General features: G+C 67.4%; 30 protein-coding genes. 13 read left to right on the top strand and 17 right to left on the bottom strand.

Features of this window, described 5'->3' with window-relative positions:
- Positions 1-138: 138 nt before the first annotated feature.
- The 6 genes from hpaH (at position 139) to QTH87_RS20310 (ending at position 6,391) form a co-directional block, all read left to right on the top strand.
- Entirely contained in the window at positions 139-942 is an 804-nt protein-coding gene (hpaH, locus tag QTH87_RS20335; RefSeq protein WP_286611827.1) for a 2-oxo-hept-4-ene-1,7-dioate hydratase, read from the top strand.
- Between the two features lie 12 nt (positions 943-954).
- Positions 955-2,418: an NAD-dependent succinate-semialdehyde dehydrogenase gene (locus QTH87_RS20330; RefSeq protein ID WP_286611826.1), complete on the top strand. Its 1,464-nt coding sequence runs from the start codon at positions 955-957 to the stop codon at positions 2,416-2,418.
- A gap of 12 nt (positions 2,419-2,430) precedes the next feature.
- On the top strand, positions 2,431-3,150 hold the full coding sequence (locus QTH87_RS20325) for a class II aldolase/adducin family protein (RefSeq protein WP_286611825.1): 720 nt from the start codon (positions 2,431-2,433) through the stop codon (positions 3,148-3,150).
- 45 nt (positions 3,151-3,195) lie between these two features.
- Complete coding sequence (locus tag QTH87_RS20320) at positions 3,196-4,164, top strand: Bug family tripartite tricarboxylate transporter substrate binding protein (RefSeq protein WP_286611824.1); 969 nt, start codon at positions 3,196-3,198, stop codon at positions 4,162-4,164.
- Between the two features lie 6 nt (positions 4,165-4,170).
- Entirely contained in the window at positions 4,171-5,334 is a 1,164-nt protein-coding gene (locus tag QTH87_RS20315; protein WP_286611823.1) for an alpha-hydroxy acid oxidase, read from the top strand.
- A 133-nt stretch (positions 5,335-5,467) separates the two neighbouring features.
- Positions 5,468-6,391 (top strand): LysR family transcriptional regulator, encoded by a 924-nt coding sequence (locus QTH87_RS20310; protein ID WP_286611821.1) that lies wholly within the window; start codon positions 5,468-5,470, stop codon positions 6,389-6,391.
- Between the two features lie 36 nt (positions 6,392-6,427).
- On the opposite strand, the gene QTH87_RS20305 is transcribed toward QTH87_RS20310, so the two are convergent.
- From QTH87_RS20305 to QTH87_RS20295, 3 genes are read right to left on the bottom strand one after another with little or no spacing between them, the layout of a single operon-like run.
- On the bottom strand, positions 6,428-7,315 hold the full coding sequence (locus QTH87_RS20305) for a LysR family transcriptional regulator (protein WP_286611820.1): 888 nt from the start codon (positions 7,313-7,315) through the stop codon (positions 6,428-6,430).
- 57 nt (positions 7,316-7,372) lie between these two features.
- Positions 7,373-8,152 carry an SDR family NAD(P)-dependent oxidoreductase gene (locus tag QTH87_RS20300; protein WP_286611819.1) on the bottom strand — a complete coding sequence of 260 codons (780 nt, stop codon included), beginning with the start codon at positions 8,150-8,152 and terminating at the stop codon, positions 7,373-7,375.
- Positions 8,153-8,160: 8 nt separating this feature from the next.
- Positions 8,161-9,105 carry a Bug family tripartite tricarboxylate transporter substrate binding protein gene (locus QTH87_RS20295; protein ID WP_444812823.1) on the bottom strand — a complete coding sequence of 315 codons (945 nt, stop codon included), beginning with the start codon at positions 9,103-9,105 and terminating at the stop codon, positions 8,161-8,163.
- A 168-nt stretch (positions 9,106-9,273) separates the two neighbouring features.
- Between QTH87_RS20295 and QTH87_RS20290 the strand changes: the two genes are divergently transcribed.
- Entirely contained in the window at positions 9,274-9,645 is a 372-nt protein-coding gene (locus QTH87_RS20290) for a hypothetical protein (RefSeq protein WP_286611817.1), read from the top strand.
- Entirely contained in the window at positions 9,635-10,078 is a 444-nt protein-coding gene (locus QTH87_RS20285) for a DUF5990 family protein (protein ID WP_286611816.1), read from the top strand. The genes QTH87_RS20290 and QTH87_RS20285 overlap by 11 nt, the downstream gene beginning before the upstream one ends.
- Positions 10,079-10,120: 42 nt before the next feature.
- Here the strand turns inward: QTH87_RS20285 and cls are convergent, their stop codons facing one another.
- The 3 genes from cls to QTH87_RS20270 all read right to left on the bottom strand — a co-directional run bounded on the left by cls (position 10,121) and on the right by QTH87_RS20270 (position 13,909).
- Positions 10,121-11,587 carry a cardiolipin synthase gene (gene cls / locus QTH87_RS20280; protein ID WP_286611815.1) on the bottom strand — a complete coding sequence of 489 codons (1,467 nt, stop codon included), beginning with the start codon at positions 11,585-11,587 and terminating at the stop codon, positions 10,121-10,123.
- 289 nt (positions 11,588-11,876) lie between these two features.
- Positions 11,877-13,604: a cation acetate symporter gene (locus tag QTH87_RS20275; RefSeq protein ID WP_286611813.1), complete on the bottom strand. Its 1,728-nt coding sequence runs from the start codon at positions 13,602-13,604 to the stop codon at positions 11,877-11,879.
- Positions 13,601-13,909 carry a DUF485 domain-containing protein gene (locus QTH87_RS20270; RefSeq protein ID WP_286611812.1) on the bottom strand — a complete coding sequence of 103 codons (309 nt, stop codon included), beginning with the start codon at positions 13,907-13,909 and terminating at the stop codon, positions 13,601-13,603. Before QTH87_RS20270 ends, QTH87_RS20275 begins: the two co-directional genes overlap by 4 nt.
- Before the next feature lie 300 nt (positions 13,910-14,209).
- Here QTH87_RS20270 and QTH87_RS20265 point away from each other — a divergent pair, with 300 nt between their 5' ends.
- From QTH87_RS20265 to QTH87_RS20255, 3 genes are all read left to right on the top strand, one after another.
- Entirely contained in the window at positions 14,210-15,511 is a 1,302-nt protein-coding gene (locus QTH87_RS20265; protein WP_286611810.1) for a porin, read from the top strand.
- A gap of 77 nt (positions 15,512-15,588) precedes the next feature.
- Entirely contained in the window at positions 15,589-15,801 is a 213-nt protein-coding gene (locus tag QTH87_RS20260; RefSeq protein WP_286611808.1) for a helix-turn-helix domain-containing protein, read from the top strand.
- A 38-nt stretch (positions 15,802-15,839) separates the two neighbouring features.
- On the top strand, positions 15,840-16,022 hold the full coding sequence (locus QTH87_RS20255) for a hypothetical protein (RefSeq protein ID WP_286611806.1): 183 nt from the start codon (positions 15,840-15,842) through the stop codon (positions 16,020-16,022).
- Here QTH87_RS20255 and QTH87_RS20250 read toward each other — a convergent pair.
- From QTH87_RS20250 to QTH87_RS20240, 3 genes are all read right to left on the bottom strand, one after another.
- Complete coding sequence (locus tag QTH87_RS20250) at positions 16,009-17,034, bottom strand: AraC family transcriptional regulator (RefSeq protein WP_286611804.1); 1,026 nt, start codon at positions 17,032-17,034, stop codon at positions 16,009-16,011. The genes QTH87_RS20255 and QTH87_RS20250 overlap by 14 nt on opposite strands.
- 80 nt (positions 17,035-17,114) lie before the next feature.
- The gene (locus QTH87_RS20245; RefSeq protein WP_286611803.1) at positions 17,115-18,134 is read right to left on the bottom strand and encodes an ABC transporter substrate-binding protein; all 1,020 of its coding nucleotides are present in this window, start codon (positions 18,132-18,134) and stop codon (positions 17,115-17,117) included.
- 217 nt (positions 18,135-18,351) lie between these two features.
- The gene (locus tag QTH87_RS20240; protein WP_286611802.1) at positions 18,352-18,843 is read right to left on the bottom strand and encodes an arsenate reductase/protein-tyrosine-phosphatase family protein; all 492 of its coding nucleotides are present in this window, start codon (positions 18,841-18,843) and stop codon (positions 18,352-18,354) included.
- 121 nt (positions 18,844-18,964) lie between these two features.
- On the opposite strand from QTH87_RS20240, the gene QTH87_RS20235 reads away from it, so the two are divergent.
- Both QTH87_RS20235 and QTH87_RS20230 read left to right on the top strand, forming a co-directional pair.
- Positions 18,965-20,209 (top strand): glycerophosphodiester phosphodiesterase, encoded by a 1,245-nt coding sequence (locus QTH87_RS20235; protein WP_286611801.1) that lies wholly within the window; start codon positions 18,965-18,967, stop codon positions 20,207-20,209.
- Positions 20,209-20,577, top strand: a complete 369-nt coding sequence (locus QTH87_RS20230; protein WP_286611799.1) for a hypothetical protein — start codon at positions 20,209-20,211, stop codon at positions 20,575-20,577. Before QTH87_RS20235 ends, QTH87_RS20230 begins: the two co-directional genes overlap by 1 nt.
- A 44-nt stretch (positions 20,578-20,621) precedes the next feature.
- Here the strand turns inward: QTH87_RS20230 and QTH87_RS20225 are convergent, their stop codons facing one another.
- The 8 genes from QTH87_RS20225 to QTH87_RS20190 all read right to left on the bottom strand — a co-directional run bounded on the left by QTH87_RS20225 (position 20,622) and on the right by QTH87_RS20190 (position 26,624).
- A complete protein-coding gene (locus QTH87_RS20225; RefSeq protein WP_286611797.1) occupies positions 20,622-21,239 on the bottom strand; it encodes a hypothetical protein in 618 nt (205 codons plus the stop codon).
- Positions 21,239-22,411 carry a T6SS phospholipase effector Tle1-like catalytic domain-containing protein gene (locus QTH87_RS20220; protein ID WP_286611795.1) on the bottom strand — a complete coding sequence of 391 codons (1,173 nt, stop codon included), beginning with the start codon at positions 22,409-22,411 and terminating at the stop codon, positions 21,239-21,241. Before QTH87_RS20220 ends, QTH87_RS20225 begins: the two co-directional genes overlap by 1 nt.
- A gap of 136 nt (positions 22,412-22,547) precedes the next feature.
- Positions 22,548-23,075 carry a hypothetical protein gene (locus QTH87_RS20215; RefSeq protein ID WP_286611794.1) on the bottom strand — a complete coding sequence of 176 codons (528 nt, stop codon included), beginning with the start codon at positions 23,073-23,075 and terminating at the stop codon, positions 22,548-22,550.
- Positions 23,076-23,157: 82 nt separating this feature from the next.
- Positions 23,158-24,411, bottom strand: coding sequence for an EAL and HDOD domain-containing protein (locus QTH87_RS20210; RefSeq protein WP_286611792.1), 1,254 nt, complete (start codon positions 24,409-24,411; stop codon positions 23,158-23,160).
- A gap of 130 nt (positions 24,412-24,541) precedes the next feature.
- Positions 24,542-25,312, bottom strand: coding sequence for a flagellar biosynthetic protein FliR (fliR, locus tag QTH87_RS20205; protein ID WP_286611791.1), 771 nt, complete (start codon positions 25,310-25,312; stop codon positions 24,542-24,544).
- A gap of 1 nt (position 25,313) precedes the next feature.
- Positions 25,314-25,583 carry a flagellar biosynthesis protein FliQ gene (gene fliQ / locus QTH87_RS20200; RefSeq protein WP_286611790.1) on the bottom strand — a complete coding sequence of 90 codons (270 nt, stop codon included), beginning with the start codon at positions 25,581-25,583 and terminating at the stop codon, positions 25,314-25,316.
- Positions 25,580-26,344, bottom strand: a complete 765-nt coding sequence (gene fliP / locus QTH87_RS20195; protein WP_286611789.1) for a flagellar type III secretion system pore protein FliP — start codon at positions 26,342-26,344, stop codon at positions 25,580-25,582. Before fliP ends, fliQ begins: the two co-directional genes overlap by 4 nt.
- Positions 26,337-26,624 carry a FliO/MopB family protein gene (locus tag QTH87_RS20190; protein ID WP_286611788.1) on the bottom strand — a complete coding sequence of 96 codons (288 nt, stop codon included), beginning with the start codon at positions 26,622-26,624 and terminating at the stop codon, positions 26,337-26,339. The genes fliP and QTH87_RS20190 overlap by 8 nt, the downstream gene beginning before the upstream one ends.
- Positions 26,625-26,628: the final 4 nt, after the last annotated feature.

Below are 26,628 nucleotides of genomic sequence, written 5' to 3'. Positions count from 1 at the left end.
CACGGGCCAGATCAACGCCGTGTTCCCGGTCACGCCGCAGGACGGCCGCGCCATCCCCAAGGCCCAGGCTTCCAGCGCCGAGGGCTTCCAGAGCGTGTCGCGGCTCTGAGCTTCTGCACGACCCCACGAACGAATCCCATGACATTCACATCCGAACAGATCGACCGCCTTGCACGGGAACTCGATGAGAGCGAGAAGAGCCGCGTACAGGTCGAGCATTTCTCCAGGCGATTTCCCGGCATGACCATCGAGGACGGCTACGCCATCTCCCGCGCCTGGGTCGGCATGAAGCTGGCCGAGGGCCGCAGGCGCATCGGCCACAAGATCGGCCTGACCTCGCGCGCGATGCAGATGGCCAGCCAGATCGACGAACCCGACTACGGCACGCTGCTCGACGACATGCTGTTCGAGCCGGGCGACATTCCGTTCTCGCGCTTCATCGCCCCGAGGGTCGAGGTCGAGCTGGCGTTCATCCTGAAGAGGAAGCTCGAGGGTACGCAGATCTCCACGCAGGACGTGATCGATGCGACCGAGTACGTGACGCCGGCGATCGAGATCATCGATTCGCGCATCGAGCAGTTCGACCGCCATACGAAGGCGATGCGCAAGGTGTTCGACACGATCAGCGACAACGCAGCCAATGCCGGGATCGTGCTCGGCGGCCGCAGGATGCATCCGCGCGAGCTCGACCTGCCGTGGTGCGGGGCGATCCTGCGACAGAACGGCGTCGTCGAGGAAACCGGACTCGCAGCCGGCGTGCAGGGCAACCCGGCCATCGGCGTGGCCTGGCTCGCGATGAAGCTCGCGCCCTGGGGCGAATGCCTGGAGCCGGGCGACATCGTCCTTGCAGGCTCGTTCACGCGACCGGTCGCTGCCCGCCAGGGCGATGTGTTCGATGCCGACTACGGGCCACTGGGCCGTTTCCAGTTCAGCCTTGCCTGAGGAATCCCGACGATGAACCAACTCCAAGACCCTACCCTGCTGCGATCGGCACTCTACATCGCAGGCGAGTGGTGCCAGGCCGACAGCGGCCTCACCATCAGCGTGCGCAATCCGGCCACGGGCGAGGAAGTCGGCACCGTGCCCAAGGCCGGCGCGGCCGAGACCCGCCGCGCCATCGAGGCGGCCGACCGTGCCTTCAAGCCCTGGCGTGCCACGACGGCCGAATTCCGCGGGCGCATCCTGCGCCGCTGGTTCGACCTGATGAACGAGCATCAGGACGACCTTGCGCTCATCATGACCCTGGAGCAGGGCAAGCCGCTTGCCGAGGCCAAGGGAGAGATCGCCTACGCCGCCGCCTATGTTGAGTGGTTTGCCGAGGAAGGTCGCCGCAGCTACGGCGACCTGGTTCCATCGCCCTGGGCCGACCGCGAGATCGTGGTACGGAAGGAACCGGTCGGCGTGTGCGCTGCGGTCACGCCATGGAACTTCCCGGCCGCGATGATCACCCGCAAGGTCGCGCCCGCGCTTGCCGCCGGCTGCACCATGATCGTCAAGCCTGCATCGCAGACGCCGCTGTCGGCGCTCGCCCTGGCCGAGCTGGCTTCGCGTGCCGGCGTTCCCGCAGGCGTGCTGAGCGTCGTCACAGGCAGTGCGGCAGAGATCGGCGGCGTGCTCACCGGCAGCCCGCTGGTGCGCAAGCTGAGCTTCACAGGTTCCACCGAAGTCGGTCGCACGCTCGCCGCGCAATGCGCGCCGACGCTCAAGCGACTGTCGCTCGAACTCGGTGGCAATGCGCCATTCATCGTCTTCGACGATGCCGATCTCGAAGCAGCGGTCGAGGGCGCGATCGCCTCCAAGTACCGCAACAGCGGCCAGACCTGCGTCTGTGCAAACCGCTTCCTGGTGCAGTCGGGCGTCTACGATCGCTTCGCCGACATGCTGGCCGCCGCAGTCTCGAAACTCCGGGTGGGCAACGGCGTGGATGCCGGCGTGCAGCAAGGGCCGCTCATCGATCTGCCGTCGCTCGCGAAGGTGGAGGAACTCGTGGCCGAAGCCGTCGGCTCGGGCGCGAAGGTGGCCGTCGGGGGCCGACGCCATTCGCTCGGCGGCACCTTCTACGAGCCCACGGTGCTGACGCACGTGGCGCCCGGCGCGCGAGCGGTCAACGAGGAGATCTTCGGCCCCGTGGCGCCACTCGTCCGCTTCGAGACCGAGGCGGACGCGATCGCCATCGCCAACAGCAGCGAGTTCGGCCTGGCCTCCTATTTCTTCTCCCGCGACCTGGCGCGCGTATGGCGCGTGGCGGACGCGATCGAGGCCGGCATGGTCGGCGTGAACACAGGCCTGATCAGCACTGCCGTGGCGCCGTTCGGGGGCGTCAAGCAGTCGGGCATGGGGCGCGAGGGCTCCCGCCATGGCCTCGACGAGTACATGGACACCAAGTACGTCTGCCTCGGCGGACTCCAGCAACGATAACCAAGGACCACGATGGAATCAGAAGCAAAGATGCGCAGGGACCTGGCCGCCTGCTACCGCCTGTTCGACTGGCTCGGATGGACGGAGCTGATCTTCAACCACATCACGGTCCGCGTGCCCACGCCGGCCGGCGAGAAGCCCGAATACCTCATCAACCCATTCGGGCTGCACTATGCCGAAGTCACGCCGGACAACCTCGTGCGGATCGACATCGACGGCACACCGCGCGCCGGCAGCACAGGCCAGGTGAATCGCGCGGGCTTCGTCATTCACAGCGCGGTCCACGCGGCGCGCGACGATGCGCACTGCATCATGCACGTGCACACCACGGCGGGCTGCGCGGTGGCCTCCAAGGAATCGGGCCTGCGCCACGACAACTTCTACAGCGCCATGCTGTACGACGACGTGGCCTACCACGACTACGAGGGCGTGACGACCAATCTGGACGAGCAGCCACGCCTGGTGGCCTCGCTCGGCAAGCGCAACCACCTGATCCTGCGCAATCATGGCCTGCTGGTCGTGGGGCCGGACATTCCGACAGCGTTCAACCGGCTGTGGGTGCTGCAGCGCGCCTGCGAGATTCAGCTCGCGGCGGACGCCGGCAGCGGCCCCAACCGCACGATCCCCGAATCGATCCTTCGCACCGTTCCGGAAACGCGTGTCGCCGGCAAAGGCGAAGTGCATCGCGTGATCTTCGAGACGATGCTGCGGCGCGCCGGCATCGCCCTCTGACTCGAGCCTTTCATCCCCACTTCCAATCAAACGACGGAGACAACCGTGTACCCAACCCTTGCCCGAAACTTCCTGTGCGGCCTCGGCTTCGCCATGGCCGCCCTCGGTGCCCACGCACAGGCCTTTCCTTCCAAGCCCGTGACGATCGTCGCGCCCTTCGCTGCGGGAGGGTCGGCCGACGGCATCGCGCGCATCGTTGCCCGTGAACTCGGCCAGGTGCTCGGCCAGCCCGTCGTCGTCGACAACAAGCCCGGCGCCGGTGGCGCGACGGGGCTGCTCCTGGTCGCCAAGGCGAATCCGGACGGCTACACCATCGGCATGGGCGCGACCGGCGCGATCGTGATCGGGCCCCACCTCCCCGACGCGCCGCCTCTGAACCCCGAGAAGCAGCTGCAGCCGCTGGCCAAGATCGCCGACATTCCGCTGGTGCTCGTCGCCGGCGCGAACTCGGGCTATGGCAACCTTCAATCCCTGCTGACCGCGGCAAAGACGACCGAGGTGCCGACCGGCAACTCCGGCCAGTACACGGCACACCATCTTTCGGCCGAACTGCTGGCCAGCACCACCAAGGCGATGCTGCCGGCCGTCCCCTACCGAGGCAGCGCGCCCGCAGTCAACGACGTGATCGGCGGCCAGGTGCCGGTTGCGATCGTGGACCTCACGTCGGTTGCAGGCCACCTGAAGGCGGGCACCGCGAAGGCGCTCGGCGTCACCAGTCCCAACCGCTCCAAGCTCGCGCCGGAGATTCCGAGCATCGCCGAGACGGTCCCGGGCTATTCCGCCCCGGCCTGGATGGGTATGTTCGCGCCCAAGGGACTGCCTTCGGACGTGAGCGAGAAGCTCGCCAAGGGCATACAGACCGTGCTGGAGAAGCCGGAGGTGCAGGCGCAGATCCTGAACCTCTCGGCCGAGCCGGCCTACCTCGGCCCCAAGCCGTTCGCGACCTTCATCGACGCGGAGTCGAAGCGCTGGTCGACCGTCATCGCGACCCTGCCCAAGCAAACGCAGAAGTAGGCAGAGATGCCCCAGGCCATCACCTGTGTCGAGGACCTGCGGACCCTGGCACGCCGCCGCGTGCCGCGCATGTTCTACGACTACGTGGACGGCGGTTCGTGGACCGAGAGCACCTACTTCGCCAACGAAGCGGACTTCGCCCGTATCCGGCTCCGGCAACGGGTGGCGGTGAACCTGGAAAACCGATCGCTGCAGACCACGATGCTTGGCGAGGCCGTGGCGATGCCCGTCGCGCTCGCACCTACCGGGAACACCGGCATGGTGCATGCCGACGGGGAAATACTGGCCGCCATGGCAGCCGAGGAATTCGGCGTGCCGTTCACGCTCTCGACCATGAGCATCTGCTCCATCGAGGACGTTGCAACCCACGTCGGAAAGCCCTTCTGGTTCCAGCTCTACATGATGCGCGACCGCAGCTTTATCGAGTCGCTGATCGACCGCGCCCGACTTGCGAACTGCTCGGCCCTCATGTTGACGCTGGATCTGCAGGTACCCGGGCAGCGGCACAAGGACCGAAAGAACGGACTGACCACGCCCCCGAAGCCGACCTTCGCCAACCTGCTCAATCTCGCGACCAAGCCACGCTGGTGTGCCGGCATGCTGCGAACGCCACGACGCACCTTCGGCAACATCGTCGGCCACGCGAAGGGCGTGGACGACATCTCGACGCTGTCGACCTGGGCATCGAAGCAGTTCGACCCCGCACTCTCGTGGCAGGACGTCGAGTGGGTGAAGAAGCGCTGGGGCGGCAAGCTGATCCTCAAGGGTGTGCTCGATGCCGAGGATGCACGCCACGCCGTCTCGTCGGGCGCCGATGCGCTGGTGGTGAGCAACCATGGCGGCAGGCAGCTGGACGGCGCCGCGAGCACCATCGAATCGCTGCCCGCGATCGTCGACGCCGTGGCGGGCCGCATGGATGTGTGGCTCGATGGCGGCGTACGCACCGGCCAGGATGTGCTGAAGGCATTGGCCCTCGGCGCATCGGCCACGATGATCGGCCGCCCCTTCCTCTACGGCCTCGGCGCGGGCGGGCAAGCCGGCGTGCGCAAGTGCCTGGAGCTCATCGCTTCCGAGCTCGACCTGACGATGGCACTCTGCGGCCGCACCGACGTTCGCTCGCTCGATCGCGACATCCTGCTGCCGCGAAGCTCTCCGGCGGGATACCGATAGTTCAAGGGCAACGATGGACGAACGACCAGGCGATGGCGAGAGCGATCGGCTGCCGGCCTTGCCGTAACTGTAGCGTCGCAAGGGCACTGGCATCGACCTCGCAAAGGCTCCGTCATCGAGAATGCGTCCTCCCATGGCGATTCAACCCCGACCCCTTTCGGCCCTGCCCTCCGTCCGTCAGCTGCGCGCCTTCGTGGCGGTGTTCCACAGCGGCAGCATTTCCGCGGCCGCACAGGAGCTGTCGCTGACCCAGCCGGCGGTGACCATGCTCGTGCGCGAACTGGAGACGAGGCTCGGCGTGAGCCTTTTCGACCGTCGCACGCGTGCCGTTCATCGCACCGATGCCGCGGTCCGCGCCATAGCCTATGCCGAGCGCGCACTGGCGGAGATGGAAGGGCTGTCGAGTTCCATGAGCGAGCTGGCCGGGCTGCATGCGGGCCGCGTTCGCGTGGTCGCGACCGCCGCCGTCGCACAGGCCATGCTGCCCCCGGCGATGCGCAAGTTCCTCGAACGGCATCCGGGCGTCAGCCTCGAGATCGAGGAAGTCGGGCCGGCAGACTACATCGGTGCCGTCCAGGCCAACCATGTGGACTTCGGCATCGGCACGCTCGAGGCCCCGGTGACCGGCCTGCGAGAGGAAGTCCTGATCTGCGAGTCGCTGGTGGCCGCATCACTGCCCTCCAGTACCTTCCCGGGGGGCGTCTCCATGACATGGAAGCAGCTGAGCGCCTTCCCGATCATCACGGTCCGCTCGGGCTACGGCATTCGAAGGCGCATCGAAGCCGCTGCGCGCGATGCCGGCGTGGAACTGCGGATCGCGCACGAGGTGTCTCTGCTCGCCACGGCGGTCGCGCTGGCGGCCAACGGCCTCGGCGTGGTGGTGGTCCCTCCTTCGATCGTGGCGCGCGAGACGAAGCTGGTCACTCGGCGATTGACACGGCCGACCGTCGAGCGCGTGATCGGCGCGCATTTTCAGCGTGCGCGTTCGCTGTCACCAGCGGCGGAGAAGTTCGTTGCAACATTGAAGCAGGTCGCCGGCCAGGGGCAGGCGGGCTGAGCAACGGGCCGCTCGCGACGCGGGGGCCGCCTTTGCTCAGGTGAAGGCAGCCACGAACAGCTCGCCGGCCGGAGGCAACTGATGCCCCTTCCGCATGATGACGCTGATGGGGCGCCACACCACGGGCGCCGTCAGCTTGCGCGCAACGAGCCCGTGAACCCGAACAAGCTCCGCGACGGTCGACGCCGGCACCATGGTGGACCCCAGGCCCTTCGCAGTCAGCGCGATGGCGGTGGTGTAGAGCGTCACCTCATGCACCACGGTGAGTTGAACCCCTGCGCGCAGGACTGCCTGGTCGATCTTGCGGCGCAAACCGTAGCCGGGCCGAAGCAGGACCATGGGCTCCTCGCCGAGGGCTCGCCAGGGCAAAGGCGCGCTGGACGATGCCAGCGGGCTGGACGGTGCGCACAAGAGGAAAAGCTGGTCATTCAGGATGACGCGCGAATCCAGTTCCGGATGCGATTCGTCGGCGATGCCGATTCCGAAGTCGGCTCGGCCGGACAGCAGGTTCGCCAGGAACATCTCCGGGCCCGCATCCTCGAGCACCACGCGCACCTGCGGATGGCTCTGCTGAAAGCGCTGGAGCACCGGCGGAATGAGGGCCTGTGCGATGACCGGTGTCACCGCGACCCGAATGAGGCCCCGCTGCACCTGGGCGAGCTGCCGCATGTCCTGCGTCATTCCGGCGAGCTCGGACAGGACGTGATCCGCGCGGGCGATCAGCTCGTCGGCTGCCTGCGTGCGGTGAAGCGCGCGCGCCGTGCGGTCGAACAGCCGCGCGCCGAGTCTGTCCTCGAGCTGTCGAAGGAGGACGCTCACCGCAGATTGCGTCAGCGAAAGTTCATTGGCAGCCGTCGCGATCTTGCCGGTGCGATAGATCGCCACGAAGGCGCGCAGCTGCTGGACCGACGGAACGTTTCTCATGGATGGGCCTGGGATTCGGTTCGCCATTGTCGCCCCAGGGCTCCGAGAGATCCGGCGCTACGCTGCGGCGCTGCGGCCTCCGTCCAGGGCCAGCACGGCGCCGGTCATGTGCGCCGACTCGTCGCTCGCCAGGAAGACGGCCGTGGCTGCCACTTCCTCCGGCGCGGGCAGGCCGAGCAGGTGCCTGCTCACGGCATTGCGCACGCGCTCGTCCTCCCGGATGAACCTTTCCATCCGCTCGCTCGACACGGCACCGGGCGCGATGATGTTGCTGCGGATGCCCTCGGCCGCAAACTCCACGGCCAGCGAGCGGCTCAGCGCGGTGACACCGCCCTTCGCGGCCGTGTAGGCATCGCGCCCGACGAGGCCCCGGTGTGCGCTGATCGAACCCATGTTGATGATCGAGCCGCCTCCGGCCAGACGCATCAGCGGTATCGCATGGCGGCAGCAGACGAAGGTCCCGAACAGGTCGACGCGAATAGCGCGCCAGAACTCCTCGATCTCGATGTCGACGACATTGCGGTCGTTCATGGAGGAGCCGCCTGCGTTGTTCATGAGGACGTCGAGGCGTCCGTATTCCGCATGCAGTCGTTCGAACGCCGCCGCGACGCTCGCCTCGTCCGTCACGTCCATCGGCAGTGCGAGGCAGGAGGCGCCGCTCTCCCGCAGCGAATCGGCCAGCTGCTGCACGCGAGGCCCGTCGATGTCCGCCAGCGCCACCGCGGCGCCCTCGGCGGCAAAGCGCACCGCGCTCGCACGCCCGATCCCTGCAGCGGCACCGGTGATCAAGGCAATCTTCCCGGCCAGGCGGCCGGCCTTCCCGGCTTCGGTCATCATCGCGCGCCTCAATCCAGCTTCACGTTCAGCTCGTTCACCACCGCGGTCCACCGCGCAATCTCGCGTGCGATGTGTTCGCCGAACTGTGCCGGCGGCACGGCCACTGGATCGGCACCCAGGCTCTTCATCTTCTGGATCACCTCGGGCCGGGCCATGGCCTTCAGGATCTCGCTGCTCAGGCGGTCGGCGATCGGCTGCGGCGTTGCGGCCGGCGCGAGGACGCCGAACCAGGCCGTCACCTCGAAGCCCGGGACACCCTGCTCGGCCACGGTGGGGACGTCCGGCAATGCGCTGGAGCGGTCGAGCGATGTCACGCCGATCGGGCGCACCTTGCCCGACTGGATGTGCGGCATCGCCGCAGGCATGTCGACGAACATGAGGTCGATGTTTCCGGCGATCAGGTCCATCAGGGCCGGTCCGCTGCCGCGATAGGGCACGTGAGTGAGCTTGATTCCGGCCTGCCGCATCAGCATCTGCCCCGCCATGTGCTGGGAGCTCCCGTTGCCGGCGGACCCGTAGGCGAGTCGGCCGGGATTGGCCTTCGCATGGGCGATCAACTGCTGGACATTGGCGATCGGCAGGGCCGGGTTGACGAGCACCACGTTCCGCTGGGTGGCAACCATCGCGAGCGGCTTGAAGTCCTTGATCGGATCGTAGGGAAGGCGCTCGCCATAGAGGCTCGGATTGATGCCGTGGGTCGCGATCGTCCCCATTCCGATGGTGTAGCCGTCGGCCGCGGCACGCGCGTAGTAGGCGGTCCCGATGTTGCCGCTCGCCCCGGTGCGGTTGTCGACGACGACGGACTGTCCGAGCGATTGCGTCAAGGTCTGGCCGATGGTGCGCGCCAGGGTGTCGAGCACGCCGCCGGTGGTGAACGGCACCACGAGGACGATCGGCTTGCTGGGATAGTCCTGGGCCGCGGCGGGCGCAAGGGTGGCGAGGGCAAGGCTCATGCCGCACAGGACGCGGCCTGCGATTGCTTGGATGCTCAAATCATGTCTCCACAGAATATGGAGCAGATTGAACGCCAGGCACCCCCGCGGCAGCAATCGAATTCAATTCATGAATGCCTGAATATTTTTTGGGCAACGTGCGGGACGCGACGACGCGATCCCGGGCGCATGTACGCCGCGACCTTCGCACGGCGCCAGGCCAGCGAGGAACTCCGACAGACCATTGCCGCAGCCAGGCTGGAGCTCGAGAAAGCGCAACAGGCCGGCCTGAAGCCGGACCGTGACTGCAACCCCGAGGCCGAGGCGATCAGGCAGAAGCGGGCTCGTCGCGCGCGTGCTCTCGCGCATCTGGCCACGCCTGCCCGTGCATGGCGGGCCGAGGCAGCCATCGGTCAGAATGTCGTGCGCCATCGGGCGGAGCGATCCGAGCGGCCAGCGATCGAGATCGACGGCAGGAACAGGTCCTGCCAACGCAGCCTCTCGCTGGCTCCGAGGCTGCGTGCGACCGGAACAGAAAAGGAAAGGCGCCATGCGGACTGAACGTTTTCACCTGCCGATCTGCATCGCCGTCGAGGACCCGGTCCCCGGGCTCGCCTTTGCCTTGCAGAGGGGTCAGGCCGGTGCGGCCACGCTCCAGGCGCCCCTGCGCAGTTCACCGGCTTCCCTGTCCTTCGAGTTCGAGGTCACGGTGGATGGAAGCCTTGCCGACGGACGACCGCGGCTGCTCGGTCCGTTCGTCCAGGGCCCTCCAGACGCGCGTTTCGTCTACCTGGCCGTGGGCCGGAGGACCGGCCAGGTCGAGTCGCCGTGGGACGGCCGCGTCAAGGTGCCGCTGGGCGGGCTCGGCTGGGACCTGATCGAGAAGCGCCCTCCGCGAGGCAGGCTCGTGGCGCGAATCGCCGGCCGATCGCCCAAGGGCGGGCCGGCGCTCGCGTCGGTGCCGCTCCTTCAGCCGGGCTGGACGGCGCAGTAGAGGCCGCGAATCGCAGCTCGGCCCGATGGGGGTCGGCCTCCATCAAAGCACCGGCCCGAGCGTGGCGATCAGGTTGTTCCACAGCCGCTTCGACATCGGCCAGGCCGCGACCACCTCTCGAGCCACCGGGTGCGTGCGGGCGATGTACTGGCGCTGGCGTTCCCGGATGACTGCCGTGAACGCCGGGTCGTGGACCAGGATGTTGTTCTCGTAGTTCAGGTCGAAGCTGCGCCGGTCCATGTTGGCCGAGCCGATCAGGCTGACCTCGCCGTCCAGCGTGAACGATTTGGTGTGCAGGAGGCCGCCCTCGTACTCGAGAATCCTGACACCCGCTGCCAGCAGTTCCGCGTAGTAGCTGCGGCTCGCCGCGCCCACGACCCAGGAATCGTTTCGGGCCGGCAGCACCAGCGTGATGTCGATGCCGCGGTAGGCCGTGGTGCACAGCGCGCTCAGCAGCGCGTCGTTGGGAACGAAGTAGGGGGTGGTGATGATCACGTCGCGCCGCGCCGCGAACAGCAAGGTCGTGAACATCTCCGGCATCGCCGAAAAGCGCACCGTCGGGCCGGTGCCCACCACCTGCGCGGTCACACCGCCTGGCAGGGCCTCAGGCAACGGGCGAGCCAGCAGCGCAACCAGCGCGTCCTGGTCGGCGTCGACGTAGGTCAGCCAGTCGCTGGCAAACAGGATCTGGTTCTGTCGGGCGACCGGCCCTTCGAGGCGCACGACGGCGTCGACCCAGGGTGCAAACTTTGCCTTTACGAGGAACTCGGGATCGGCGCAGTTCTGGCTGCCGCAATAGGTGATGCGGTCGTCGATCACCACGATCTTTCGGTGGTTGCGCAGGTCGATGCGGCCGTGGAAGGGCCGCAGCAGCAGATGGCCGATCGGCAGGCCGGTCGCCACCTGCGCCCCGGCCGCGCGCATCGCCGCCCAGTGCACGGAACGCACCATGGTGCGAGATCCCAGGTCGTCCACCATCACCCGGCAGGTCACGCCGCGCGCCGCGGCGCGCTTCACGGCCTCGACCACCTTGCGCCCGTTGTTGTCGGGCAGCCAGATGTAGAACAGCAGATGGACATGGTCGACGGCCGCATCCATGTCGGCCACCATGGCGTCGATGGTGGCGTTCGAGTCCGCCATCAGCTGCGTTCGATTGCCCTCGATCGGGCTGAAGCCGCTGATCGAGCGGCCCAGTTCGAACAGGTGCCGCCAGGGCGGCGGTACGGACGCCAGCCCGTTGCCGGCCTCGGCCGCGGTGGCGCCCGGCGTCTGCCCGATGCGCCCGAACACGGCATCCAGCCGCTTGGTGCGCGCGCCACCGATGTTGGCCTCGCCGACCAGCAGATAGGCGAGCATTCCGAAGAGCGGCAGCGCGCCGACCACCGCCATCCAAGCAATCCGCGACGCGGGATCGCGGTTCGGCCGCAGGAGGATGCGAACGATCACCACGATCTCGAGCAACGTGATGATCGCAATGGTTATCAGCGAATGGCGAATCGCGTCGAGCATAGGCGCATTGAAGTTCGAGCGCGGAGATCGCCCGCGGCCCGGTGGGTAGAGAAGTGAGATCGAACAGGGACAGCCTCCTCGCGCAGTCCGCAGCCGCCGACGGCACTCGATGTCGTCGACGGCCTGCATTCCTTGTCACGAGGCGAACGCGATTCTCGCTCCTGCCGGAACCCGGGCGCCTACTTCGCGCCGGGCGAGTCCGGCGTGCGGCAGGGAACCTGCCCTGCCTCCTCCGCGCCATGACCTGGCGGCCGACGCGTCCGCCCGGCGCAGTGGCAGCGCCACGCCATCAGTGCCCCGAGGCCCCCGAAGCGCCCAGCCCCGTTTCCGAGCGCACCTGCTGCGCCGGAAACGCCGTGCGCTCCTGCTGCGCCTGCCTGCTCCGGTCGGTGATCGAGAAAAGCCAGATGCCGAAGAAGGCCAGCGTCATCGAGAACAGCGCGGGCGAGGCGTAAGGGAACCAGGCCGAGCCCGCGGGATGGCCCATCGTCGCTTCCCACACCGAAGGCGAGACGATCGTCAGCGCCACCGACGAAACCAGCCCGAGCAGCCCGCCGATGACCGCGCCGCGCGTCGTGCAGTCCTTCCACAGCACCGACATGAACAGCACCGGGAAGTTCGCCGAGGCTGCGACCGCGAAGGCGAGCGACACCATGAAGGCGATGTTCTGCTTCTCGAACGCGATGCCCAGCAGCACCGCCACGATGCCCAAGGCGACCGTGGTGATGCGCGACACCTTGAGTTCGGCGCGGCTGTCGGCCTTGCCCTTCTTGATCAGGGTTGCGTAGAGGTCGTGCGACACGGCCGAGGCGCCCGACAGCGTCAGGCCCGCCACCACCGCAAGGATGGTGGCAAAGGCCACCGCGGAGATGAAGCCATAGAAGAGGTTGCCGCCGACCGCCTTGGCAACCAGCACTGCGGCCATGTTGGCAGCGCCGCCACCGCCCTTGATGGTGCCTGTCGCGACATCGGCGAAATCGGGATTGGTGAGCACCAGCGTGATCGCACCGAAGCCGATGATGAAGATCAGAAGATAGAAGTAGCCGATCCAGGTCGTGGCCCAGAACACCGACTTGCGTGCCTCCTTGGCGTCGGGCACCGTAAAGAAGCGCATGAGGATGTGCGGCAGCCCTGCAGTGCCGAACATCAGCGCGATGCCGAAGGAGATCGCCGAGATCGGGTCCTTCACGAAGCCGCCCGGCCCCATGATGCTCTGGCCGATGGCGGACGCCTCGAGCGGACTCTTGCCGCCGTTGGCCGCGATCTGCGTGCGCACCTCGACCGACTTGGCGAACAGCGCCTCGGGACTGAAGCTGAAGGCAGCAAGCACCATCAGCGCCATGAAGCTCACGCCGGCCAGGAGCAGCACCGCCTTGATGATCTGCACCCAGGTCGTGGCGGTCATGCCGCCGAACAGCACGTAGACCATCATGAGTGCGCCGACGATCACCACCGCGATCCAGTAGTCGAGTCCGAACAGCAGCTTGATCAACTGGCCGGCGCCGACCATCTGCGCGATCAGGTAGAAGGCCACCACCACCAGCGTGCCAGAGGCCGCAAAGGCGCGGATCGGGCCCGGCCGGAAGCGATAGCCGGCGACGTCGGCGAAGGTGAACCTGCCGAGGTTGCGAAGCCGTTCCGCCATCAGGAAGGTGATGATGGGCCAGCCGACCAGGAAGCCGATCGAATAGATCAGCCCGTCGTAGCCGGTCGCCATCACGGCGGCCGAGATGCCGAGAAAGGAGGCTGCCGACATGTAGTCGCCGGCGATCGCGAGCCCGTTCTGGAAGCCCGTGATGCCGCCGCCGGCCGTATAGAAGTCGGAAGCCGACTTGGTCCGCGAGGCGGCCCACTTTGTGATCCAGAGCGTCAGCAGGACGAAGCCGGAGAACATCGCGATCGCGATCCAGTTGGTCGGCTGCTTCGCGGCCTGGCCGACGTCGCCACCGGCCGCTGCGGCGAGGCTGCACGCGCCGGCCAGCAGCGCGGCGGCGCAGATGATGCGGCGGGCCTTCATCGCGTGGCCTCGCGGATGATCTCGGCCGTGAGCCAGTCGAACTCGCCGTTGGCACGCCGGATGTAGATGGCCGTGATCACGATCGTGAAGACGATCACGCCGAGACCGATCGGGATGCCGATGGTGGTCACGCCTGCGCCGATTCGCTGGGCCAGGAAGGGCTTGTCGAACGCGATCAGCGCGATGTAGCCGTAGTACACCAGCAGCGTCAATGCGGTGAGCCAGCCACCATAGCGGTTGCGCTTGCGGCGCAGTTCGAGGTACTTGGGATTCGACTGAATCTTGTCAGTCACGGGGTCGCCCATCTTCGTCTCCTTGTTTAGGTCGAAGGGATTCTCAGAGCGGTCGGCGCCTGAAAAGACGGCGCTGCAATCATTCGTCACATTGCGATGCGAGGCATGGCGCATGACCGGGGCTTGTCTCCACGCCACAACGGGTCTTCGAATCGCCGGTTTGACTTGCATAGTTTTGGCTCTGCTTTGCATAGGGGCAGCGGCCAGGTCATCTCGCGAAGCTGCAATCGACTCAGCTTCCCGAAAGGAGGTCGGCCCGGTGCCTTGAGCCCATCGCACCGGAGCCTCTGTTCAATCCTGGAGAAACCTGCAATGAAAAAATCTCTTGTCGCGCTGGCTGCACTGGCCGCCACCGGCCTCGCTTCGGCCCAATCGTCGGTCACGCTGTTCGGCGTGCTCGATGCCACCGTCAGCGGCTTCTCGAACAAGTCCGAAGGCGCGCTGGGCCAGGACGTCACGAAGAGCCAGACCGTGATGCGCAGCGGCGGCTACAACTCGAGCCGTCTGGGCTTCCGCGGCGTCGAGGACCTCGGCGGCGGCCTGTCGGCCAGCTTCTGGCTCGAAGCCGGTCTCAACAACGACGACGGCACCACCGGCGGCAACGTCGCGAACTCGGGCGCTTCGGTGAGCGGCCTCTTCAACCGCCGCTCGACCGTCAGCCTGTCCGGCGTCTTCGGTGAATTCCGTCTCGGCCGCGACTACACGCCCACCTACTGGAACGACTCGGTGTTCGATCCCTTCGGCACCAACGGCGTGGGCACCAACCTGATCTCGACCGCCAACGGCTACAACAACGCCGGCAGCGTGATCTCGCAAGGCGGCTTCACGGCGAACGGCACCTACCAGCGCGCGAGCAACTCGATCGGCTACTTCCTGCCGCCGAACCTGGGCGGCATCTACGGCCAGTTCATGTACGCGTTCAACGAGAAGACCAGCTGCGACCCGGGTTCGCTGACGCCGCCCGGCGCCACTGCGGTGGTCGCCAACCCGGCGCTGCTCGGCACCGGCCTGAACGAACGTGCAGGCCGCTACATCGGTGGCCGCATCGGCTGGGCAAACGGGCCGTTCGACGTCGCGCTCTCGTATGCGAAGAGCACGATCGCATCGAACTACTACGCCGGCACGACCAACAACCTCGACACGCTGAACATCGGCGCCTCGTACGACTTCGGCGTCGTCAAGCTGTTCGGCGAGATCTCCAAGGCCGACCTCAAGCAGGACACCTCGAGCAACATCGTGGCCGGCGTGACCAACCCGTTCAGCTTCCGCGAGCCGGGCGCAAACGGCTGGCTGCTGGGCGCCAGCATTCCGGTCGGCCCCGGCCTGATCCGGATGTCCTACTCGGCCGTCGACTACAAGAACACGGGCGCCTACATCAACCAGCTGTTCGGCTTCCGCCCCGACCCCAAGGCCGACAAGTTCGCGCTGGGCTACGTGCACAACCTGTCCAAGCGCACCGCGCTCTACGCCACCGTGGCCCGCATCAGCAACAAGGACGGCGCCGACCTGACCCTGGGCGGCCCGACCTTCTACACGACGACCACCGCCCTGACCGGCACCATGACGCCGAAGAGCTCGACCGGCTGGGACGTGGGCCTGCGCCACTCGTTCTGATCCGGTCCGGATCCGAATCGTCAGTCGACCGAAGGCCGCCCGGCACGAGGCCGGGCGGCCCTTCAAGGAATTCCCAAATGCAGAACGCCACTGGCTCCAGTGCCCTCGCGGGCAGGCACATCGACCTCAACGATCTGCGGATATTCGCCTACGTGGGTTCGCTCGCCAGCTTCTCGCTGGCGGCCGATGCGTTGCAGATCCACAAGTCGAGCGTGAGCCGGAGCATCTCGAGGCTCGAGGCTCTGCTGGGCACGCCGCTGCTGCAGCGACGACCCGCAAGGTCCTGCTGACCCAGCGCGGCTTCGACCTGCGTCAACGCTGCGTCGAGATGCTCTCGTGCGTCAACGAGACCATCGGCAACGACGACCCGATTCCCGATACGGCGCCGCAGCAGCTTGCAGCCCCGACGCGCCCGCCCGCGCCCGCCGGGGTGGCGCGCATCCGGGTGCGCCTGGGCGCGGGCCGCGGCCAGCGGCAGCCCGAGGCCGGCCGCGGCTTCAGTGCGGGCTAGTTCGAAAGGCCTGCCGCATCTTGCTAGGCGGCACGCGATACCAGTCCTTGAACTTGCGGCTGAAGTTGGTGTGGTCGTTGTAGCCGAGCTGCAAGGCGATGTCCTCGATCGACATCTGGGTGTTCCGCAGGTACCAGGCCGCGTGCGTGCGGCGCAGATCGTTCTTGATCCCCGAAAAGCTGAGCTCGGCGTCGGCGAGCCGGCGCATCAGCGTGCGTAAAGACACGCCGAGTTCCGGCGCCAGCGTGTGGATGTCGGGATTGCTGGGCAGGTGCTCGAGCAATACCTGCCGCACGCGTTCGACGAAGCCCGCCTGGCCGAGCTCCGACTCCATCCTGAGGCAGGCCTTCGACGCGAGTGCGAAGGCCTTTGCGTCGGCCGATGGCGGCGGCGCTGCGAGCAGGCTGGCCGGCAGCCCGAACCACAGGCAGGGCTGGTCGTAGACCACCGACCGCACGTAGCGCAGGCAAGGCTCGTCGACGCCTGCCGGCCGCGGGTAGGGCAGGCCGACCGCGAGTTCGTCGGCCGGACGGCCGAGCATCGCCTCGAGGATGCGGCAGTGCGCCCCGACCATCGACTGCATGACGAACACATGGGTATCGCAGATCGGCCGCACGGGCCTGATGCGCAGCGTGCTCCGGCGGCCGTCGTCGTCGAGCCGGAAATGCATGCCTCGGAAGATCAGCGATGCATGGCGGCTCAGGAACGACAGGCCCTGGCCCAGCGTGCCACTGGTGACCGCGGCCATGCCGAGCGGGCTGTGATAGGGCTGCAGCATGGCGCCCGAGAGCACGCCCAGTGCAGGCTCTCCGCTGGCGCGCACCGCGTGCATGACGAAGCGCCGGAACACCGAGAAGTCGATCAGGGCGCCGTCGTCACTGAGGTCCTGCCAGTCGAGGCCGGCGTTCGTGAGCACCTGGGAGGCCGGCACACCGCGGCCGTTGAGGCAGTCGACGATGCTTCGGACGTAGACGGGGTGGACGAACGGAATCGAGGTTTCTTGACAGGTCATTGGCATGGGTGGAGTCGGATCTCGACTCTAGATGCCGCGCATGAAACGCCTGTGGCTCCCCGGCCAGGCATCGCTCGTCTCTACCCGATGAAGACGCCTTGCGCATTCAACAGCAACTGGCTGACGTAGCTGCCGCCTCGGGCGCCGCCGTCGAAGTCCACGCGCCATCCGTCCAGCTGCATGGATCTGCGCCGCTGAAACTCGGCCAGCACCTTGGACCGCCCTGCCCCCGGTTCGATGCCAGCCAGCACTGCGCCGGCGTAGCGGCCCGCGATGTAGCCCGCCAGGCTGATCGGCGATGGCGCCTCGTCGAAGAGGCGCTCGAGCGCGTCACGGTAGGCCCGCACGAGCGGCACCTTGCTGGAGTGCGGATTCGGCACGACCTGGGTGAAGACGATCGGCACGCTCCGGCCCGGCGCAAGCTGCTTGAAGGTCGTGGTGTCCACGTCGGCCAGGCAGATCAGGTAGTGCTGCTGGCCGCGTGCGCTCAAGCCCTGGGTGAACTGCGCCAGTTCGATGCTGCCGCCCATGAAGACGAGGAAGTAGGGATCGGTGCGCTTGAGGCGAGCGGCAAACCCCGCAAGGTCCTGGCCGGCGGGCGCCGTCAGATAGCGGACCTTGACTCCCAGCCGTGACGTCAGGGCCGCGGTGCCCGCCTGCAGCGCTTCGGCGTGCGTCGGGCTCGCGTAGACGACGCCGAGCTCGCCCACGCCCATCATCGCCAGGCCCTTCAGCACCTGACGCATCTGCTCCTCCCGCGAAGCGAAGAGCGCAACCAGATGCGGATCGCGGTCGTATCGCGGGTCGGCGAGCCATGGCGCCACGTGCGCGATCTCGAGTCGGACCCGTTGGGCTTCTCGGATCGACGCCAGGGCCAGCCCTTCGCCAACGGTACCCAGCAGCGCAACCTGGCTCGAATCGGCCTTGACGTCCTGAATGGCGGCGCGCAGCGATGCGTCCGAGCCATCGACTTCGACCGTCATGATCTGAGGCAGGGCCGGATTCGATTTGCGAAGCTCCGCGAACGCCAATCGAACGCCGGTCGCGTAGTCGCGCGAGAGCTCCTGCTGGGCAGGGGACATGTCCAGCAGCTGGATCACCTTGGGCGAGATGTCACGCGAGGCCCGGGGCTGGACCGCCGAGGCCGGCGGCGGCACGACGAGCGTCGACAATGCAACGCCCGATGCGCACAGAAGGCGTCGGCGCGAGACCTCGAAATCGTTCATCGCCGGATGCTAGCAACGCTCTGTGACAGAACCGGCGATGCGCCGCGCGGCCTTCCCGGCGCGCAAGCGGCGCCTCGCCACAGCGCCCGAGTCAGTGCATGTCGCGCAGGCCGCGCACGTCGGAGCGCAGCGCACTCCGGTCCGTGCCCTGCATCGGGAGGTTGACCAGCAATTCGAGGCGCCGCCGCAGCGCATAGAGGACCTGGATCGCGGCATGTGCCGCGGCCTGAGGGTCGTCGAGGGCGGCCACATCCTCGAAGGGCCAGACAGCGGAGTCCGGCTGGCCCGGCCAGCGGGGCTCGGCCAGGGCGACCGTCTCGTCGAGCGTGATTACGAAATCAACCCGAGGAGCACCGGAGCGGGTGAACGCATCCCAGCCGCGCAAGGGCGCGACCGGCAGGGGGATGCTCGCGCTGTGAAGCGCGCCCAGCGCAGCCGGGTGAATGGCGCCGGCAATCTGCCCGGGCTGGCCGCACGAGAAAACCCGAAAGCGATGAGAGCCCACGTGATTCAGGCAGGCCTCGGCAAGGATGCTGCGCAGCGAGTTTCGACGAGAGACGAAGAGAACACCGATCTTCTGCATACGGGTCCGATCTTAGAACTTGGAAACCCGCCGTGCCAGACCTGGCCACGCGCTCCAGCGCGTTCACCGCCCTGACATGTGCGGGCGCTAGTGTTCGCCGTTCCTCAAACGGAGATCTCGCATGACCAACCTCAAGAAGTTCACCGCGGCCCTCCTCGGGCTCGGCCTCCTCTCGGCCGGGACCCTCCCCGCCACGGCCCACGAGGAACAGGCGCGACGACGCGGCGACAACGCGCCGATCGTGATCGGGCATCGTGGCGGTGCCAATGGCTACCTGCCCGAGCACACGCTGGAGGCCTATGCACTCGGCATCGCGCTGGGCGCCGACTACATCGAGCCCGATCTGGTGGCGACCAAGGACGGCGTGCTGATCGCGCGCCACGAGCCTAACCTCATCGACACCACCAACGTGGCGAGCCTGCCGAAGTTCGCCGATCGCCGGCGCACCGTGATGCTCGACGGCGTGGCCACGGAAGGCTTCTTCGCCAGCGACTTCACTCTGGCCGAGATCAAGCAGCTGCGCGCCGTCCAGTCCTTCCCCGAGCGCGACCAGTCCTTCAACGGCAGGTTCACGATCCCGACGCTGACCGAGGTGATCGATCTGGCCAAGCGCAAGTCGCGCGAGGAAGACCGCCGCATCGGCATCTATCCCGAGACCAAGCACCCGACCTACCACCAGGCGATCGGCCTGCCCCTCGAAGATCGCCTGCTGGCCGTGCTGGGTGCGGCGGGCTGGAACCACCGCAATGCGCCGGTCTTCATCCAGTCGTTCGAGACGGCCAACCTGCGCTACCTGCGCAGCAAGACCAGCGTCAGGCTGATCCAGCTGGTCGACGCCAACGACGTGCATCCGGACGGCTCGCTCGATTTCACGAAGCCCTACGACAAGCCGTACGACTGGGTGGTCTCCGGTCGCGAAGGCCAGTTCGGCGACTTGGTGACGCCACGGGGCCTGCGCGAGGTGAAGGGCTACGCGGACGGCATCGGACCGTGGAAGCCCTACCTGATCTCGAGCAAGTGCAAGAAGATGCAGGGCACGGCCTGCGCGGACGCGACCGGCGACGGCGTGGTGGACGACCGCGATCGCGTGCTGCTGCCGCCGACTGACGTCATCGCCAACGCCCACAAGCTCGGGCTCCTGGTGCACCCCTACACCTTCCGCAGCGAACAGAAGCGGCTGACCGGCGACTTCGGCGGCAATCCGGTCAACGAGTACCTGGCCTTCTATGAAGCCGGCGTCGACGGCCTGTTCAGCGATTTCGCGGACACCGCCGTGGTCGCGCGGGCGATGTTCCTGCTCAAGCACGACGCGGACTACGCGCGCTGCCTGGTCAACGCGCGCAAATGCGACCGGAGCAACGACTGATGGCTGGTGCCACGGCGTGGCGCTGGCCGTCGGCGGTGGTCCTTGCCGCCTCGGCTGCAACGCTGTCCATGACGGCCCGGGCCGAGGGCGGACTGCCCGGCGGGCTGGTCGCGGCACGTCCCGAGGTCAGGCCATTGGCAGGGGTCGTGCACGCCGATGAGGCCGAGTCGGATCGAGCACCCGACACCACAGCGGGCGGGGCCGCATACAGCCCCTTCGTGAATCTGTCGGCCCCTGCCGCGTCTGCGGTCCCTGCCGTCGCAGCCGACGCAAAGGACGCGCACCCGTCGGGCGGCGCGCTGACGACGATCGCCGTCCTGTTGGCAGGCGCGGCCGCGACAGGCTGGCTGATCCGACGGGCGTCCTAGCAGGGATCGGCCTTCGTGCCCCTGGAGACGATGCCGTCGAGCCTTCAGCGAACGGGCGCGAGTGCCGGCGGCGCGGCAGGTGCAGCCGGCGCGGGCATCGCCACGGTTGCCGGCACCAGCACCACCGATCCCGCTGCGGGCGACTGCAGTGCCATCACTCTCGCCGCCGGGGACACGGCCGACCAGAAGCCGACGACCAGCGTGCAGAGAATGATCCACGAGATGCACTTGTGGAACGCCATCGCCCTGGGCGTCTTGACGACCGCGAACGGGATTCCCGAGGCAACGGTGGCTTGCGCGGCCATCCGGCCGAGCGCCTCCTGGGCCACGTTGAGCGATTCGCGATTCGAGTAGGCAAAGACGAAATAGGCCAGCGTGGCCAGCGAGAAGAGGGTGATCAGGTAGAAGGTCGAATTCGAAGGCAGCAAGCCGTTCTGGGCCAGGATCGGCGCGCCCAGGGCGGCAAGCATCGCCATGCCGGAATACGTGCCGAAATAGGCCCACAGCTTGTCCGTGAGCTCGGACTGCTTCTGGAAGAGGCTGATGGCCCTGGCGCTCAAGTCCGTCAGCTGGACGGTGTCTTGCTCGCGCGCGCGCTCCACGGGCGGACCATCCGGAGAGATCGCCCGGCCACGGTATGGATCGGTCTCGTAGTTGCTCATCAGGAACCCCAGGTTGCTTGATCGTAGAAAGGCTTCAGGTTCGGAGGCCGATAGAGCCGGTTTCGGCGAACGCGCTCGTCCACCGAACCATCCAGCACCTCTCCGACGGCCGGGTCCGGCCGTTTCGCGGGATCGACCCATCCTCGGCGCTCGAGGCCCAGCCGGATGCGCTCGCCTGCCTTGTGCAAGGTGTCGAAGCGGCGCGGCATCGCGAAATCCTCCCGGCCGGGTTCCCAGAATTCACGCGAGCCGATCGTCCTGTAGAAACGGGGTGAAGTGAACGCGTTCTTGACGTTGCGTACCTTGGCGTAGCCGCCACTCAGGAACTCGGCCCAGGAGTCCTTCACCGGTTCGGACAGGAAGGCCGACCGATCACGGATCCGGCAGGGGTCGTAGTCGAACTGGAGTCCGAGCGCCTTCGACCTTTGCTGCATCCACTCGAGCGGGCGAATGCTGAGCCGGTCCTCGAGATAGCCGCCGCCGACATTGGCGTGGGCACCGACGAACCATCGCTGCTCCACGGTCTGGTGGGGGTATCGATTCCTCCAGAGGGCGGCATCGAAGAGCTCGCGATGCTCGTCGATCGCGAGCGCGTGATAGGCATGCCTGACGATCTCGCTGAGGTGGACCTTGTGCCATCTGTAGTCCTCGAACAGCGGAATCTGGGCGTAGGGAATCCCGAGCGCGCCCACGGTGTCGAATACTCCCAGGAGTTCAACGCAGGGCGGGCGTCCATGCTCGAACTCGAGCGAGTTGCGCTCCCGGAACTCGACCGCACCTTCCGACTCCCGTGTCACGCCCGGCTTTCGGTAGTAGGAGAAGGCCTGGTCGATGTTGATCGGTGCATCGGGCCGCAGGATGCCGCACACGCTCAGGAAGCCGACCAGACTGCGGGCGGTGTAGGAGCCGCGGCTGAAGCCGAAGACGAAGATCTGGTCGCCGTCCCGGTACTTCTCGGTGAGCCAGAGGTAGGCACGCAGCACGGTCGCGGAAAGGCCCTTGCCCAGTGCGCCGCCGGAAATGCCTTCGAAGGCACGGGTGCCTACGCCCTGGTCGTAATAGACCTCCTGCTCGGCCGTGCGACTCAGCGCGACGTTGATGCGCCACACGTTGGTGAAGCTGCTCTGGGTGTTCCAGGTCCCGTCGAGGCAGAGGACAAGGCGGCGCGGCATGTGGCTCTCCAGGGTTGCGCCGTTCCAGGCGGTCACCGGGTCCTGGGCGGCAGCCGAATCCTAAGGTAGGTCTCGCATCGCCGTCCACACATGACCGGAGGCGATGAGACCGCGCACTGTCCTTCGGGCAACGGGCTCACGCCCTTCGCGCTCTCGGCGCCCTCGGCGGCCTCGGCGGAAGAAGATCCGCCTCATCCTCGATCGGCGGGTTCTCCAGCTCGGCGACGAGCTGGTGGAGCGGGCTGGAGGCGTCTCGCTCGAGCAGCCTCTGCCGTTCCGATGCCCGCAGCTCGCGGCTCCGGCGATCGCGAAGGGCCTCGCGCCGGCGCCACGCGAGGACGATCCCGCCCAGGATGGCGCAACTTGAAAGCGCGAGAAGCCCGGCGGCGACGAAGAAGCTGCCCGCCCAGGCCGGCGGGACCATGCGCTGCTGCAGCAGCCAGACGCACAGCGCCGTGCCGAGCAGGCTGATGGCCAAGGACGGATAGAGCTGGGCCGCGCGCGCGCGCCGGATGGCGCGTCGAATCATCATGACGAGCCCCACCAGGCCTGCCACGCCGTAGAGGATGGCAAGCACAGGTCCGCCGCCGGGACTCGTGGAGAGCCCGCTGATTTCGTGAGCGGCTAGCGACCCGAAGACGAACCAGGCGAGCATCCATTCCATGCCCGGATCATGGCTCGACGCGCGCCTGCCCCGCGTCTCGAAATCCACCAGGTTGTAAGCGAAAGCACGCAGCGCGCAAGGCTCACCACTGCTCCGTCCACGCCAGCGCATCCAGGTGCGTGACCATCATGTGGGTGGCGGAAATGCCGTAGCGGCTCGAGAGAATGTCGACCGGCGCCTCGTCGCCGGTCTCGCAGGCCTTGGCGATGGCGAGGTAACGCGCATACGGGCCCTCGCCGCGCAGGATGGCATCGGCCACCGACTTCGGCACCGTCACCAGCGCGAGCGCATCGGGCAGCGCCATGCCCAGCAGCGCGTCGAGCATCGAGAGGATGCCGGTCACGAAGGCGAGATCGGCGTCTTCCGGCGACAGCGCCTCCGCCACGAGCAGTTCCATCATGCGGCCGCGGACGGTCGCCAGGGTGCCGACCGCGGGGGCGATGTTGGCGGTGGGCGTTCCCGCGATCAGCAGCGCGGTCCAGCGCAGCAGCCGCTTCATGCCGACCGTCAGCACCGCGTGCCGGAACGAGGTGATCTCGACGTGGCGCCCGAAGCCGGCGGAATTGAGGTATCGCAGCAGCTTGAAGGACAGCGTGGGTGCGCGCTTGAGCAGGTCCTCGATCTCGCCGACCTCGGCTTCGCGCGTCACCATGTTCATGAGGTCGACCAGCGACGCGTAGCCGAGCTGCACCGACCGGTCGGGCGTGGCGGGCGGCTGCGTGAACCAGAGACCTTCGTAGAGCTTGACGCCGGCGCGCGCCAGGAAGTCGAACTCCGCGGCCGTGCGAACCTGGGTGGCGAAGGTGACGGCCTTCGCATGGGCGTGTACGGCGCGTGCCACTGCGGCGGCCCGGTCCAGTTCCATGACGCCCATGTCCAGGATCAGGTAGGAGGCCAGCGGCACGAAGGCGGCGTAGGCCTTGTCGAGCAGGCGGGCGTCGAAGGCCAGCTTGTAGCCCTTGCTGCGTGTCGCCTGGAGCACCGCGAGGTCGAGCGCGGAGCCGTCCGAGCCGCCTTCGGCGAACTGGATGATCTCGAGCACCGTCGTCCCGGCATCGAGCCAGTCGAGTTCACCGCTCGCGAGTTCCTCGCAGGTGCAGCGCACGAAGGTCGGCTTCACCAGCGTCAGCAGCGCCTCGCCCTCCGCGCTGCCGCCGCGGCCGCCGTCCGGTCCGGCACGGCCGACCGGGCTCAGGGTCCTGGCGCGCGGAACCCCCTGGTAGCCGACCACGCTGCGGCTGGTATCGACGACGAAGCGCCGCGCACAGGGCGGTGGCTCGCGCCTGCGGGATTCGGCGGCAGTCGAAGGAGGGCTTTCGGGGCACGCGACAGTCATGATGGACTCCAGAGGAAAAGCGGCTGGGCTCTGCTCCTTTATCGACCGTCCGTGAAGAAAGTTGAGCCCGAAGTCACGAAAACGGGCGAAATCCACTCGCACCGCCCGGGCCGGACCGCCTCGACGGCGCTCAGCGCCCGCCGGCGAGACGGACCATCATCTGTTCCATCAGCATGGTGAGCGGCTGCTCCATCATCGGCAGCGTGAGCGTGATGCCGGCCAGGCCCGCCACCAGCGTGACCGGAAAGCCGATTGCGAAGATGTTCATCTGCGGCGCCACGCGCGAGATGACGCCGAGCGTCAGGTTGGCGAACAGCAGCAGCGCGATCATCGGCAGCGCGATCCACAGCGCGCTGGCGAACAGGTCGGCGCCGAGCTCGTGGATGCGCGCCCGCGCCAGCGCCTGCATCAGGCTGCCCCCGATCGGGAAGGCATCGAAGCTCTTCATCACGGCCATCAGGATGGTCAGGTGGCCGTTGATGGCAATGAACAGCAGCATCGCGATGTTGCTCATGAACTTGGAGACCGCGCTGGTCTGCGCATTGCTCATCGGATCGAAGAAGGACGCGAAGTTGAGGCCCATCTGGAGCCCGACCACTTCCCCCGCCAGCTCGACCGCGGTGAACACCAGGCGCACCGTGAAGCCGATCGCCATGCCGATGCCGACCTGCTGCACCAGGGCACCCAGCATGGCCGGGCTGTCGAGCGCGACCGTCGGCTGCCCCTGCAGCGAGGCCTGGGCGCACAGCGCGATCAGGAAGGCCAGCCCGATCCGCGCGCGCACCGGAATGGCGCGGGTGGAGAACAGCGGCGAGGTCGTGAACAGCCCCAGCACCCGGAGGAAGGGCCAGAGCACCGGCGTGATCCAGCCCATCAGCTGGGCCTCGGTGAAGGTGAGCACCCTAGAGCACCATCTGCGGGATCGACTCGATGGTGCGCCGGATGTAGTCGACCAGCGTGTTGAGCATCCACGGCCCGGCGATCGCAAAGACCGCCACCGCGGCCAGCAGCTTGGGCACGAAGGCCAGCGTGGCCTCGTGGATCTGCGTGATGGCCTGGAAGATGCTGACCAGCAGGCCGACCACGAGCACCGCGACCAGCACCGGCAGCGACACCGTGAGCAGCAGCACCAGGGCTTCCTGGCCGATCGTGAGGGCGGTCTGGGCGTTCACTGGACGAAGCTCGCGGCCAGCGAGCCGATCAGGAGGTTCCAGCCGTCGGCCAGAACGAACAGCATGAGCTTGAACGGCAGCGCCACCAGCACCGGGGACAGCATCATCATGCCGAGCGACATCAGGATGCTCGACACCACGATGTCGATCACCAGGAACGGGATGAAGATCATGAAGCCGATCTGGAACGCCGACTTGAGCTCGCTGGTCGCGAAGGCCGGGATCAGCACCCGCATCGGCGCGTTCTCGGCCGTGGTGGCGGCCGGCAGCTTGGCGAGGCGTGCAAACAGCGCGAAGTCGGACTGGCGCGTCTGCTTGAGCATGAACTCGCGCATCGGCGCCTCGGCCTTGGCGACCGCCGCCTCGAAGCCGAGGGTGTTCTGCGTGTAGGGCAGATAGGCCTCGTTGTAGACGCGGTCGATGGTCGGTCCCATCACGAAGAAGGTCAGGAACAGCGACAGCCCGACCACCACCTGGTTCGGCGGCGCCGACTGGGTGCCGAGCGCCTGACGCAGCAGCGACAGCACGATCACGATGCGCGTGAAGCCGGTCATCATCAGCAGGATCGCGGGCAGGAACGAGAGCGCGGTGAAGAACAGCAGCGTCTGCACCGGCACGGAGTAGCTGGTGCCGCCCGCGCCCGAGCCGATCACCAGCGGCAACTGGCCGGCTGCGGCCTGCGCCAGCGCCGAGGGCGCCCAGGCGCCAAGCGCCAGGACGGCAGCGCCCGCCGCGGCCCGCCGAAGAAGTCGGCTAGACATCGATCGCACCCTCGGCCGGAGTGGCCGGCAGCACGTGCAGGCAGTTGATGGACTGGCCGGTCACACCGAGCACCAGCCAGGTCCTGGCACCGTGCGGGCCGACCTCGACCGTGACCACGCGTTGCTGCGGCCCGACCGCGACGGTGGACAGCAGCTTCGACGCCGTGCCCGCGACCATCCCGCCGGTGATGCCACGCCGGGCCTGCAGGCGGCGCAGCGCGAACGGCATCGCGCACAGCAGCACCACGAACAGCACGACGGTGATCAGGCTCTGTGTCATCGGC

The organism is Variovorax jilinensis, assembly GCF_030316885.1.
In the GTDB taxonomy this organism is placed as follows: domain Bacteria; phylum Pseudomonadota; class Gammaproteobacteria; order Burkholderiales; family Burkholderiaceae_C; genus Variovorax; species Variovorax jilinensis.
This window is presented reverse-complemented; position numbering and strand designations above follow the sequence as displayed.